The following is a 13,402-nucleotide window of genomic DNA, read 5'->3' as shown; positions in this document are numbered from 1 at the left end:
ATAAAAAATGGCATTAGTTTTTTCGGAAATTTGACCTAACGCTAGAAACACGTGGCGATAAGTTGCATTCTGGTTACGAGTTTTACGGATTGGGCTAACGCTTTGAGCTCACTCCGTTTAAAAGAACGATAACAATACTCAAGGATAAGCCCGTGAAACCTGCCACCTTTAATACCGAAGCCTTTGATGATTGGATCCGCAGCCGCTTTGTGGAACTCAATTCCGAGCTAGAACAGCTTTACTACCAACAAACAGATCGGGCCAATGTGCTCGATATCGGCGCAGAAGCTAAGTTGGCGCTGGAGAGCGAAGGGCGAGAGTTGATTAAGACCTTGCTCGATGAGGGGAATACTGATGAAGGTTTCGACAGTGCCTTCGATTTACTCGGCAATGTGGGCTTGTATATGGCGGCCTGTCGGCGCCATGAAATTACCGAGCCCTCGCGGGAAACGACATCGCCATTAGCTGAGGCTTCTGCGCTCGCCATGCATATTGGCGCTTCAATAGGCGTCACGCCGCGCTTTGCCACCGCACATTTAACTACTCACAATCGTGCCCACAATGGCATTTATAAGCGCTTTACCGATCTGAGCGCCGAAAAGCTGTTTGTGGATTACAACACTAAAGGCATTTTGGCCTATAAACGCGCCGCCGATGCGCTATTGAAGATCCAGCCTTTGGGCATTTCCCATCCCATCAGTCACGATTTACTGCGAGTCGCTAAACAGGCATTGCAAGATGTGATTGAGTCAAATACCCAATTATTTAATCGATTAGATACTGACCGTTTCTTTTACTGTGTTCGCCCTTACTACAAGCCTTATCGGGTGGGCTCAGTCATCTATCGCGGTGCCAATGCAGGGGATTTTGCGGGGATTAATGTCATCGATTTAACGCTAGGTCTTTGTTTCGCCAATGAAGCTTCCTACTCGCAAATGCTGGTGGACAAGTTTTTATACATGATGCCGGAGGATCAACAGATATTGCGCGAGTGCATGCGTCGGCCGAATTTGATGGATGACTTCCTGCAGGCAAAAGACTGCTCAACCCAAGATTGGTATCAAGAAAACTTGCGACTCTTTATTGAAGTTTGCGAATTACATGGCGAGACTGCGATTCAGCACCATAATGAGTTAGTGACTAAATATATTGCTGAGCCTTCGACAAGTATGGAGCAGCAGCATTTAGCCAAAGTCACCGCCAGTGGTCCGCCACTGCATGTGCTACTCGGCTCATTGGAGCGACTCAGAGACAGACGCGCCGCCGCTCAGCGCAGCGATATTCGGACTCGTTATTGTGATATTAAAAAACTAAAAGAGAGTTTGAGATAACACTATGTTTGAAGATTTTAAAAAGGACTTTTACCTAGCAGGTCCAGGATATCTATTAAACCATTCCGTTGGCCGGCCATTAAAATCGACCGAGCAGGTCTTTAAAGAAGCCTTTTTTGCGCCTTGGCAGGAGTCGGGGCGTGAACCTTGGGGCCAGTGGCTGGGTGTGATTGATGATTTTACCTTTGCTTTATCTAAACTATTTAACGGCCACCAAAAGGATTTTTGCCCTCAGGTCAATCTTTCCAGTGCGCTGACTAAAATTGTCATGTCCCTCGACAGATTGAACCGCGAACACGCCGTTGTGTTAATGAGTGAGATTGATTTTCCCAGCATGGGTTTTGCCCTTAAAAAAGCGCTGCCTGCCAGTTGCGAAGTACGCTTTATTCCTAAAGGGCTCGATATCACCGACCCTAATGTGTGGGATACGCATATCAGCCGCGATGTGGATCTGGTGTTTGTCAGCCATGCTTACTCGAATACGGGGCAGCAGGCGCCATTAGCCAATATTTTCACTATAGCCCGTGAGCGAGGTTGTTTGAGCTTAGTGGATGTAGCGCAATCGGCGGGGATTATTCCGCTGGATCTCGCGCTCCTACAACCCGACTTTTTAATCGGTTCGAGTGTGAAATGGCTCTGCGGCGGCCCTGGTGCTGCCTATCTTTGGGTTAATCCCGCCATATTGGAGAGTTGTCAGCCTAAAGATGTGGGTTGGTTTAGCCACGAGAATCCGTTCGAATTTGATATCCATGATTTTCGTTACCTGCATTCCGCACTGCGCTTTTGGGGAGGGACACCATCAATCGCGCCTTATGCCATTGCCACCCATAGCATTCATTATCTTGCTGGTTTAGGTACTCCGTTGCTGCGTAAATACAATCAGCAATTGATTGATGCTGTGGCGCAAGAGCTCGACCATGAGTTTGTGTCGCCGCGGGATACTGAAAAGCGCAGCGGCACGCTTATTCTGCAGTTTGGTAAACAGCAGCATCAAATGATGACGGCATTGGCGAACGCGAATATTAGTGTCGACGCCCGCAGTATGGGGATCCGGATTTCTCCGCATATTTATAACAATATGGCTGATATCAAGTTGTTACTTGATGTGATTAAAGCAAATCGCTAACTTAAATGATTTAAAATGGCTTGCTAGGCTAAGTTGTACCACGTAATTACAACTAACAAGGCACAACACTCTGGGAGGCAAACCGCGACATGGTCGTTCCCGTATGCCGGCGTTAATTCACCGCCACACGGGCAACTTGAGGTTATTTATTGGGTGCGATCATGCTTAAATCTTATAGTCATAGCGGCAGACCATGGGTCGCGGGGTGTGGAGCTTGGGATCGCTGGGCGTGATCGCTAAATCTGCAGGTAGCATAACAGTATCGATGATCAACGCACTGCTCATATCAACGAGTGTCAGCGGGATGGTAAAGAGCAGTAAGGGTGGGGCCGCTAACGCGGAGATCATCATACACTCCTCGCCATTATCAACAGCCGTTTGCACACTTGAGAAAGAGTGACCCCAAGTTGAATTTTCTCCCATCCTCGACGTTATCGTTGCACATCCCGTGAGAGAACAGCACACGACCAACCAAGTCAACCAACGCATAACCACTCCATTGTTTATATGTGAAAAACTGCATTGCTTCGGTATGATCTACTCACTTGATCAACTGAGAGCGTTAGTGATGTGGAACCAGATCAGGTTTCATTTGACGCCAACCTGTTCTGTTTCAACAGCTTGGCATTCTAACTATATGATTATATCTGTCAATTATTCATCAACAGAAACGAGATACAACCAAGCTCAATAACCTAGTTGTTAACGGCGACTCTTGTTTTGGATTGGTATTAAACATGGAGGTTTGTATGCCGTGCCCTTGCAGAACTCAGATGAGTTTTGAACATACTCTTTAAAATCAGTCTCCACTTCCCTCACTGGCCATCTAGCTACTTTTATTACTTTCCTTAAAACTGTTTCAGTAAATATTCGCTTGAGGGTAGGCCGAGAGCATATTATGTTGCTGATTTAAAATGGATGACTGGATTTACTGCCTGGCGATGGCCACGCTACAAGTAGAGTCTACCGAGAGGTAACAGGATGAACAATAAAGCAGCGTCGCCGCAGTCGGCGTCGACAGAGCAAGAGACACAACCGTTGGACGACAGCCGGTATGAAGACCTGCCGCGCAGTGAGTACCTGCAATTACCCCAAGAGGAGCAAGACCGGCTCAATAAGCTACGTCAGCAGCGGGTACGCGAGGCACCGACCGTGTATAGCATGGGGTGGCTCGTTGTCATTATTCCCTGCGGTATAATGGTGCTGATTGGCTTGGTGGCACACTGGTATGAGTCTGACCAATGGTATGGTTTTTTTTTCATGGCATTGATTTTTGCGCCATTTATCCGCTACCTCTGGTTGGCCGACAAACAGTACCATTATCGGCTCACCACCGAGGGTTTAGTTACTACCTATCATGACGCGATTCCGGATGCAGCCTACGCGGTAGTGCGGGGGCTGGCTTGGTTTGGGGGGGTGGTTTGTATTGTCGGGGTGGCTTTTTTAGGCCCAGCAGCGCTGATTGGTGCAGGCGGAATGGCTCTGGGGGCATTTTTCTTTACTGGTTTTAAAAATGTAGAAACCACCTCAATAAGTGCTATCAAGCGTGGACACCCCCATATGATAAAAGTGACCCACAAGAGGCCATATATATCGTGTGATACAGACAGGTTTTATTTCGGATATTATTCAAATCTCGACTGTTATTGTCATCCCGAAGATATGCATAAAGTGTTGTCGCTACTGATGAAGCAATTACCGGGGTCGGAACTCTTTTTATTGAAAAATGAACGAATAGTTGGCCTCTCTAAAGTTGGCACCCGTGACGGCGAACCAGTCCAATTGTCAGATTTTGCCCCTGAGAATCCCCTGCCCAGTTAACGTTTTTTCTCGCGCCTGTTACTGGCGCTAATTACGACCATTATCTGGATGCAGGCTAACAGACCTTTAGCGGCGAGGTCGTCAAGGGTGAGAAGACATTAAGTACGAGCCGTGTGGGTAGGTTAACGATGACCATGCAGTACTGTGGGCACAGCAAAGGAATAGCTATATGAATAAGAGAGCAGCGCCGCAGCAGTTGGCGTCGACAGAGCAAGAGACACAACCGTTGGACGACAGTCGGTATGAAGACCTGCCGCGCAGTGAGTTCCTGCAATTACCCCAAGAGGAGCAAGACCGGCTCAATAAGCTACGTCAGCAGCGGGTGCGTGAGGCGCCCACCCTCTATGAGTGGGATATTAAGGTAGCGACCGTGTATGCCATGGGGTGGCTCGTTGTCATTATTCCCTGCGGGATAATGGTGCTGATTGGCTTGGTGGCGTACTTGTATGAGTCTGACCAATGGTATGGTTTTTTTTTCATGGCACTGATTTTTGCGCCATTTATCCGCTACCTCTGGTTGGCCGACAAACAGTACCATTATCGGCTCACCACCGAGGGGTTAGTTACCACCTATCATGACGTTATACCGGATGCCGCCTACGCGGTAGTGCGGGGGCTGGCTTGGTTTGGGGTGGTGGTTTGTATTGTCGGGGTGGCCTTTTTAGGTCCCGCAGCGCTGATTGGTGCAGGTGGAATGGCTCTGGGGGCATTTTTCTTTACTGGTTTTAAAAATGTAGAAACCACCTCAATAAGTGCTATCAAGCGTGGACACCCCCATATGATAAAAGTGACCCACAAGAGGCCATATATATCGTGTGATACAGACAGGTTTTATTTCGGATATTATTCAAATCTCGACTGTTATTGTCATCCCGAAGATATGCATAAAGTGTTGTCGCTACTGATGAAGCAATTACCGGGGTCGGAACTCTTTTTATTGAAAAATGAACGAATAGTTGGCCTCTCTAAAGTTGGCACCCGTGACGGCGAACCAGTCCAATTGTCAGATTTTGCCCCTGAGAATCCCCTGCCCAGTTAACGTTTTTTCTCGCGCCTGTTACTGGCGCTAATTACGACCATTATCTGGATGCAGGCTAACAGACCTTTAGCGGCGAGGTCGTCAAGGGTGAGAAGACATTAAGTACGAGCCGTGTGGGTAGGTTAACGATGACCATGCAGTACTGTGGGCACAGCAAAGGAATAGCTATATGAATAAGAGAGCAGCGCCGCAGCAGTTGGCGTCGACAGAGCAAGAGACACAACCGTTGGACGACAGTCGGTATGAAGACCTGCCGCGCAGTGAGTACCTGCAATTACCCCAAGAGGAGCAAGACCGGCTCAATAAGCTGCGTCAGCAGCGGGTGCGTGAGGCGCCCACCCTCTATGAGTGGGATATTAAGGTAGCGACTGTGTATGGCATTGGGTGGATCATGGTCCTTATTCCGTGCGGGATTACGGCTCTAGTTGGGTTGGTGACATACTGGTATGGATTTGAGCAATGGTATTATTTTCTCATCATAGCGATGATTTTTGGGCCATTTATGCGCTACCTCTGGTTGGCTGACAAACAGTACAATTATCGGCTTACCACCGAGGGGTTAGTTACCACCTATCATGACGTTATACCGGATGCTGCCTACGCGGTAGTGCGGGGGCTGGCTTGGTTTGGGGTGGTGGTTTGTATTGTCGGGGTGGCCTTTTTAGGCCCGGCCGCCTTGGTCGGCGCGGGTGGTTTTGCTGTGATGGCATTTTTCTTCACCGGTTTTAAAAATATAGAGACTACTTACGAGAGTCCTATAAAAAATGGGCATCGTCATTTGATTAAGGTAACGCGGAATCGTCCATTTATTGCCTGCCAATCGGATGTACGAACAATGGGCTTACGCGCAAGCATTCGTCTTCATTGCCCATTGGATAAGATGCACACTATCTTGTCATTGCTAATGACGCAGTTACCTGATTCTGAAATCCGTGTATTTAAAAATGAGCGCGTGTTAGATGGCGTAACATTTGCGTCATTTGAGTCAGGCGAACCTGCCCAACTGGCAGATTTTACCCCTGACAATCCCCAGCCTAGTTGAATAAAGCTTGGACACTTAACAATAATGGCGCGGTAGTTAACTTCCGACTATATGGGTGGTTTTATGCCGCACCCTCGTATAGTTTAAATCGGTTTTTAACCATCTATCTCTATTGTTGCTGCTGTTGCCGCGGTGTCTGGCGTGCCTTCTATGAATGATAAAAGAGTGGTTGGCGATGATGCCTATTTAGAGAACAACGCGATGATTGAATCAGAATCAAAGTTGTATATACCTTCAAAATACAAAAAGCCCCGATAGCGTTGCTATCGAGGCTTTTATATTTTCTGTATCAATTACATAAAGCGAGCCGGTTGTATAGCGCTAGCCATTACAGGCTGTAGTACATTTCAAACTCAAGTGGGTGAGTTGTACGTGCTACGCGCTCAGCTTCTGCTGTTTTCAGTACGATATAAGATTGGATGAAATCTTCACTGAACACGCCGCCTTTTGTCAGGAACTCATGGTCAGCTTGCAGATTTTCAAGGGCGTTTTCTAATGACGTTGCCACTTGTGGGATTTCAGCCGCTTCTTCTGGAGGCAGATCGTACAGATCTTTGTCCATCGCTTCACCTGGGTGGATCTTGTTTTGGATACCGTCAAGACCCGCCATCAGCAGCGCTGCGAAACCTAAGTATGGGTTTGCATGTGGATCAGGGAAGCGTGCTTCGATACGACGGCCTTTAGGGCTTGGTACCACTGGAATACGGATTGATGCAGAGCGGTTACGGGCAGAGTAGGCCAACATAACAGGTGCTTCAAAGTGTGGCACTAAACGCTTGTAAGAGTTAGTGCTTGGGTTAGTGAAAGCGTTCAGCGCGCGAGCGTGCTTGATGATACCACCTATGTAGTACAGAGCCGTTTCACTTAAACCTGCGTATTTGTCGCCAGCGAACAAGTTAACACCGTCTTTCGCCAGAGATTGGTGAACGTGCATGCCGCTACCGTTGTCACCAACGATGGGTTTAGGCATGAAAGTCGCCGTCTTACCGTAAGCGTGTGCCATGTTGTGCACTACGTACTTCAGAATTTGGATTTCATCCGCTTTCTTAGTCAAGGTGTTGAAGCGAGTGGCGATTTCGTTTTGACCTGCAGTCGCCACTTCGTGGTGATGCGCTTCAACCACTTGGCCCATTTCTTCGAGCACTAAACACATAGCGCTACGTAGGTCTTGTGATGAGTCAACCGGTGCAACTGGGAAGTAACCGCCTTTAACAAATGGACGGTGACCTGTGTTGCCGCCTTCGTAGCTAGTGCCTGAGTTCCAAGCCGCTTCTTTAGCGTCGATCTTAACGAAACAACCTGACATGTCAGTACCGAAACGGACATCGTCAAATAGGAAGAATTCTGGTTCTGGTCCAATCAATACAGTATCAGCGATACCAGTAGAGATCAGGTAAGCTTCTGCTTTTTTAGCAATTGAGCGTGGGTCACGGTCGTAACCTGTCATGGTACCGGGTTCAAGAATGTCACAACGGATCAGCGCTGTGGTTTCTTCGGTGAAAGGATCCAGTACGAATGTCGTTGGATCTGGCATCAGTACCATGTCTGATTCGTTAATGCCCTTCCAACCTGCGATAGAAGAACCGTCAAACATTTTGCCGTCTTCGAAGAAATCAGCATCTACCTGATGAGAAGGAATAGATACGTGCTGCTCTTTACCTTTAGTGTCGGTAAAACGTAAATCAACGAACTTAACTTCTAATTCTTCAAGTTGCTTTAAAACTGATTCAACTGACATTCTCAAGCCTCCGGTAGGGTAAAGGGATGCCCCTTCTATAATCTTTTAACTCAAGTGATTTATCTTGAGCCAAACTTACGAGCTATAAAGCGATATCCATGCCAATAATTTAACTTACTGATTAACATGGTTTAAAATCTTTGTTGCACTTAATTGGATTCGCGTGTGCACCATAATAGTGCTTTTGTCTGTGGCATTTTGGTGCATTACTCCATTTTGGTGCGCACTGAATTGATTCATGCAAACCTTAAGCTGGGATGCACAGCGATAACATGCACCGCTTATATGGCACTGAGATGGCAATAACGCTTTGGCTTTCACTATCTCAGTAAGTACCGCCTCTGTGAAGCTCACACATACTTGCAGTACTGCACGAGACTATTTATCACCGCATAACCGCCGCATAATTGTCATAAAACCACGCTAGTCTGTCCAACTATGCCACGCATTATCAATCCAATAGTGGTTTATTATCATATTATTAGGAAAGAGTTCGTTCTCATGTGCGAAATGTCTTTGCTGTTCACAGGCCAAGTGAAATCAGTGATGCGTAAAAAGGTATCCCGTGACAATGAAGTGAGTCTTAATGCCATCGGGTGTAAACGCCAACATGAATGCTAGATTAAGTGTGCAGCAGAATTTATTGCAGTGTGTTGACGTGGTAATTTCTCTGTATCTAAGTCGATTTTGCTGATGCTTAAATCGACATTAGCAGTGCTAACATTGAATACGAAAAATAGCAAATTCAGCTGCTTAACTCGGATTTTTCCTACGAATATGGCAATTAAACAGAGCGTTAACTCTGGCTATAGAGGATTTCATTCAGTGGATGATTGGCGGAAATTACCCAAGGATTGGCGAATTGTTTTATAAGTGTTCAAAAATAATCCTGTGCGCCAAGGCCGCTCTGGAGTAGAATGGCACGCTTTTTATTGTGGTAGATCGAGCTCGATCACCATAACGAATTACTGAAATATCCCTATTTTTGTTTGATGGTAAGAGGTTTATCCGTGCTAGAGAATTTACGTAACATCGCCATTATTGCACACGTTGACCATGGCAAAACGACCCTGGTAGACAAGTTGCTGTCACAGTCAGGCACCCTTGCAACCCGAGGAGAAGCCACTGAGCGGGTGATGGACTCCAACGATCTTGAAAAGGAACGTGGGATCACGATTCTGGCAAAGAATACTGCCATCAAGTGGAACGACTACCGTATTAACATCGTTGATACCCCAGGCCACGCCGATTTCGGTGGTGAGGTTGAGCGTGTTCTGTCTATGGTTGACTCAGTATTATTGCTAGTTGATGCCGTTGACGGTCCAATGCCACAAACTCGCTTCGTAACGAAGAAAGCGTTTGCTCAAGGCCTAAAGCCAATCGTTGTTATCAACAAAATTGACCGTCCAGGTGCACGCCCAGATTGGGTTATTGACCAAGTATTCGACCTGTTCGATAACTTAGGTGCAACTGACGAGCAGCTAGATTTCCCAATCGTTTACGCTTCTGCGTTAAACGGTTTTGCAACTTTAGACCCGGATGTAGCGAGCGATGATATGACGCCGCTGTTCCAAACTATCGTTGAAAAAGTATCTTTCCCAGATGCTGACGCCGAAGGCGCGTTCCAGATGCAAATTTCGCAAATCGACTACAACTCATACGTGGGTGTTATCGGTATCGGCCGCATCAAGCGTGGTAGCGTTAAAACGAACCAACAAGTGACTATTATTGGCGCTGATGGCAAAACTCGTAACGGTAAAATGGGCCAAGTATTAGGTTACATGGGTCTAGACCGTACTGAAGTTGAAATTGCTAACGCTGGCGACATCGTTGCTATCACTGGTTTAGGCGAGCTGAAAATTTCTGACACTATCTGTGCCGTTGGTGCAGTAGAAGCTATGCCACCTTTGACTGTTGATGAACCTACTCTGACCATGACTTTCCAAGTTAATACTTCACCTTTTGCAGGTAAAGAAGGTAAGTATGTGACTTCACGTAACATTCTGGAGCGTCTGCAAACAGAATTAGTCCACAACGTGGCACTGCGTGTTGAAGAAACAGAAAGTCCAGATCGCTTCCGTGTATCTGGTCGTGGTGAATTGCATTTATCAATCTTGATTGAAAACATGCGTCGTGAAGGTTACGAGTTAGCCGTATCACGTCCAGAAGTTATTCTGAAAACTATCGACGGTGAACTGTGTGAACCATTTGAAACGTTGACTGTTGACGTTGAAGAAGAAGATCAAGGCACAGTAATCGAGAAATTAGGTACCCGTAAAGCTGAAATGAAAGACATGCAGCTTGATGGTAAAGGTCGTGTACGTATCGACTTCATCATCCCAAGCCGTGGTTTAATCGGTTTCCAAACTGAGTTTATGACAGCGACTTCTGGTACTGGTCTAATTTATCACTCATTCGACCATTACGGTCCGCACAAAGGTGGCGATATCGGTCAACGCGCTAACGGCGTATTGATCTCTAACGCAACGGGTAAGGCATTGACCTTCGCACTGTTCGGTCTGCAAGATCGCGGTCGTCTCTTTATCGGCCATGCCGCTGAAGTATACGAAGGCCAAGTGGTTGGTATTCACGCTCGCTCAAACGATCTGACAGTTAACTGTTTGAAAGGTAAGCAGCTGACCAACATGCGTGCTTCTGGTACTGACGAAGCCCAAGTGCTGACGACGCCAATCACAATGACACTTGAGCAAGCGCTTGAGTTCATCGATGATGATGAATTAGTTGAAGTAACGCCTAAGAACATTCGTGTTCGTAAGAGACACTTGACTGAAAACGATCGTAAGCGCTTTAACCGCGGTTAATGCCAGCCTGTTAATTCAGGTGACACGCCCTTAAGGTGAGTCAATCGGTTTAAAAAGCCCTGCATAGGAAACTGTGCAGGGCTTTTTGTTGGGATAAATTGAATAATGGGTATTATACCAATCACATTAAATAGCTAATCAGTTCAGAGCCTCACAGGCATCTCAATCCAAGGCGCATTGACGCAGAAATGGTGATTCCCTTTTAAGTCAATGCAACACCGGAGTGGGATGCCTGTGTGGCTCCCGAAGGGCGGCTGATGTTAACGGCATGGCAACGCGCTTTATACTGCGTTCAAGGCTTTCGACAGAGCACCACGATGCCTTCAAGCCTTCGCCTTGTCTAAAGCGCGTTGAACTCCCGCTGAATGAACAGATATTTAATACGATTGGTATTAGTAGTCCTCATCCATCACCCGTATGCAATTGCGGCCAGCGGATTTTGCGCGGTAGAGGGCGGCGTCCGCTTGGCGAACGAGTTCTAAAGCATTTTGTTTGTTAGAGGGTTGCAGATAGGCGACGCCTGCGCTCACTGTCACAATCCCAAGGTCGGTATTTGCATGTGGAATGGCAATGGCTTGGATCAACTGATGTATATGCTGCGCTGTCTCAAGTACGGTTTGATTATCGACATTAGGTAATAGAATGACAAATTCTTCGCCGCCGTAGCGAGCGACTAATTCGCCCGCTCTGCGACCGGACTGGGACAGTGTACTCGCTAATTGTTTAAGGCAATCGTCTCCGGCGAGGTGGCCATAGTGATCGATAAATTGTTTAAAGTGGTCAATATCGAGCATGATGAGGGCCAGTGAGGAATTGCTCCTTTGTCCCCGACTCCACTCCGTTTGTAACATCATGTCAAATAGGCGGCGATTGCCGATATTGGTTAAACCGTCGGTATTGCTGAGTATTTCAAGTTGCCTATTGGCTTCTGCCAGTTCACTAGTTCGAGCTGTGATCATGGATTCAAGTTCGACGTTACGTTCCTCTAATCGCGCAATCGGGTAAATTTCCCCTTTGTGGGCTAAGCCGTAGGGGATGGATATGCCGCTGTGGACAATCATCCAGTCGTTGTTTTCTCGGTGAAATATCAACATTAGCCGTGCTGTCTCGCGAGAAAGCATAGGATTAGGGATAGGTAAGTGGATATGGAAAAAGGCAGTCACAACCACGAGGTTGTCGGCAAGGTCTTGTAAAGAAAGATCCAACATTTCGATGTGGATTCGCTCAGGTATTTGTGCAAAGTCCTGCCGAGTAATCCGTACCCATTCTTCCCTGCTGGTGACAAGCTGGTCACTGCTCCCTGCATAGCCGCTAAAGTTATCACTAAAGCGACGAGTTAGCCTGTCATCACGGGAGGCATACATCTCAATATATTCGTCAAATAACGAATGGATCAATTGCTGTCGGTCGGGTCGCATAGGTTAGCTCCGTTGGGGAACATAAAACCATTTTTCTAATATCCGTATAGGAATATTATCTGCGATAAAGTCTAGCTGTTGCCTGATTGTAATCAATTTTATGACGTATATATTAAAAATACTGCAGAGAGTGATGTAAGCCATTATCTGCAGTATGGTCTGTGAGACAAAATTGTTTTGCATTCACTTAATGTATCATTTAGCCCAAGTATTATTTAACACAGCCTGTTGGGTTGGTTCAAAATCAGGCAAAGCTTGTTGGTATTGCTTAGCAGGGGTTGCTGATGAGAGGTTACTGGATTGCGTTAGCTGAGTGTGTCACTAGGCGGCACGTGAGGTCTTTTCTGGATAGTATTACTTGGCAGTGGCTTTATTGCTGACGCCTATCATCGCTGTGGTGCGACCGAGGACGTCGGGATACTCGATAGGACTTAGAGCCCTATCGAGTGAGCAGTCAAACTTATGATTTAGCTTTATCTGCCAATTTTACCGCATTGACACTTTCACCTTTGAAGCTGATAGTCACATTTTTCTGAGCGACTTCATTATCTTTCAGCAAAGTCTTAGTGGTTTCTGCCAGCATTGGAGAAGCTGCATTTAACGCACTAAGATCATAGGCCCAAACTTCTAGATCCGCTTCATTATAAGTACTAGCAGGCGCACCTAATTTTTCAGTGATTGTTTGCTTGGTTGAGCCTTCTTTAATGCCGAATGTATTTTTAATCGCTTCATTCGTTGCGCTGTCTAACGCATTGGTTGCCGTATCATTCACTGTGTCAGTGACAGATTGAGTTGCTGATTTAACGATTGAATCGAATGGGCCAGCATAAGCAAATAATGGTAGAGCAGTAAGAGCGATCAATAATGATTTTTTCACACAATAATTCCTTTGATTAATACATTCCTTTATTAAATGCGCGCGAATTAGACCAGTAATTAGATTTTGTGTCAATTAAGCATCTGTTCTATATGATTTTATTTTAATCCTTTCAGATTATTCCTACTAAGTGGGTCAACCTTTAGTTGTACCTAAAGGTTCCCATTTTGAGGTTTTCTAGTCTTATC

General features: G+C 46.4%; 10 protein-coding genes. 6 read left to right on the top strand and 4 right to left on the bottom strand.

Annotated features, from left to right (window positions below; genetic code table 11):
- Nucleotides 1-152: 152 nt before the first annotated feature.
- A complete protein-coding gene (locus KO537_RS14400; protein WP_105251111.1) occupies nt 153-1,331 on the top strand; it encodes a monodechloroaminopyrrolnitrin synthase PrnB family protein in 1,179 nt (392 codons plus the stop codon).
- 4 nt (nt 1,332-1,335) lie between these two features.
- Complete coding sequence (locus KO537_RS14395) at nt 1,336-2,457, top strand: aminotransferase class V-fold PLP-dependent enzyme (protein WP_173242708.1); 1,122 nt, start codon at nt 1,336-1,338, stop codon at nt 2,455-2,457.
- A gap of 165 nt (nt 2,458-2,622) precedes the next feature.
- Here the strand turns inward: KO537_RS14395 and KO537_RS23170 are convergent, their stop codons facing one another.
- On the bottom strand, nt 2,623-2,880 hold the full coding sequence (locus KO537_RS23170) for a YceK/YidQ family lipoprotein (RefSeq protein ID WP_263140905.1): 258 nt from the start codon (nt 2,878-2,880) through the stop codon (nt 2,623-2,625).
- 558 nt (nt 2,881-3,438) lie between these two features.
- Here KO537_RS23170 and KO537_RS14385 point away from each other — a divergent pair.
- The 3 genes from KO537_RS14385 to KO537_RS14375 all read left to right on the top strand — a co-directional run bounded on the left by KO537_RS14385 (nt 3,439) and on the right by KO537_RS14375 (nt 6,359).
- Nucleotides 3,439-4,278 (top strand): hypothetical protein, encoded by an 840-nt coding sequence (locus KO537_RS14385; RefSeq protein ID WP_219234724.1) that lies wholly within the window; start codon nt 3,439-3,441, stop codon nt 4,276-4,278.
- Nucleotides 4,279-4,447: 169 nt separating this feature from the next.
- Entirely contained in the window at nt 4,448-5,317 is an 870-nt protein-coding gene (locus KO537_RS14380) for a hypothetical protein (RefSeq protein WP_219234723.1), read from the top strand.
- A gap of 169 nt (nt 5,318-5,486) precedes the next feature.
- A complete protein-coding gene (locus KO537_RS14375) occupies nt 5,487-6,359 on the top strand; it encodes a hypothetical protein (protein ID WP_219234722.1) in 873 nt (290 codons plus the stop codon).
- Nucleotides 6,360-6,687: 328 nt separating this feature from the next.
- Here KO537_RS14375 and glnA read toward each other — a convergent pair whose 3' ends face one another.
- The gene (gene glnA / locus KO537_RS14370; RefSeq protein ID WP_113941334.1) at nt 6,688-8,097 is read right to left on the bottom strand and encodes a glutamate--ammonia ligase; all 1,410 of its coding nucleotides are present in this window, start codon (nt 8,095-8,097) and stop codon (nt 6,688-6,690) included.
- 1,010 nt (nt 8,098-9,107) lie between these two features.
- Between glnA and typA the strand changes: the two genes are divergently transcribed.
- Nucleotides 9,108-10,919, top strand: a complete 1,812-nt coding sequence (gene typA, locus KO537_RS14365) for a translational GTPase TypA (protein ID WP_105251119.1) — start codon at nt 9,108-9,110, stop codon at nt 10,917-10,919.
- A gap of 392 nt (nt 10,920-11,311) precedes the next feature.
- Here the strand turns inward: typA and KO537_RS14360 are convergent, their stop codons facing one another.
- Nucleotides 11,312-12,337 carry a diguanylate cyclase gene (locus KO537_RS14360; protein ID WP_219234721.1) on the bottom strand — a complete coding sequence of 342 codons (1,026 nt, stop codon included), beginning with the start codon at nt 12,335-12,337 and terminating at the stop codon, nt 11,312-11,314.
- A gap of 460 nt (nt 12,338-12,797) precedes the next feature.
- The gene (locus tag KO537_RS14355) at nt 12,798-13,214 is read right to left on the bottom strand and encodes a hypothetical protein (RefSeq protein ID WP_105251122.1); all 417 of its coding nucleotides are present in this window, start codon (nt 13,212-13,214) and stop codon (nt 12,798-12,800) included.
- Nucleotides 13,215-13,402: the final 188 nt, after the last annotated feature.

The organism is Shewanella sp. NKUCC01_JLK (assembly GCF_019345615.1).
GTDB classification, from domain to species: domain Bacteria; phylum Pseudomonadota; class Gammaproteobacteria; order Enterobacterales; family Shewanellaceae; genus Shewanella; species Shewanella oncorhynchi.
Note: the sequence above shows the minus strand (reverse complement) of the source record. Positions and strands in the feature narration are given on the sequence as shown.

Bases quoted from the DNA above. Each gene is read 5' to 3' on its own strand.
- KO537_RS14395 (WP_173242708.1), top strand. From the start codon at position 1,336: ATGTTTGAAGATTTTAAAAAGGACTTTTACCTAGCAGGTCCAGGATAT.
- KO537_RS23170 (WP_263140905.1), bottom strand. From the start codon at position 2,880: ATGGGAGAAAATTCAACTTGGGGTCACTCTTTCTCAAGTGTGCAAACG.
- KO537_RS14385 (WP_219234724.1), top strand. From the start codon at position 3,439: ATGAACAATAAAGCAGCGTCGCCGCAGTCGGCGTCGACAGAGCAAGAG.
- KO537_RS14380 (WP_219234723.1), top strand. From the start codon at position 4,448: ATGAATAAGAGAGCAGCGCCGCAGCAGTTGGCGTCGACAGAGCAAGAG.
- KO537_RS14375 (WP_219234722.1), top strand. From the start codon at position 5,487: ATGAATAAGAGAGCAGCGCCGCAGCAGTTGGCGTCGACAGAGCAAGAG.
- glnA (WP_113941334.1), bottom strand. From the start codon at position 8,097: ATGTCAGTTGAATCAGTTTTAAAGCAACTTGAAGAATTAGAAGTTAAG.
- KO537_RS14360 (WP_219234721.1), bottom strand. From the start codon at position 12,337: ATGCGACCCGACCGACAGCAATTGATCCATTCGTTATTTGACGAATAT.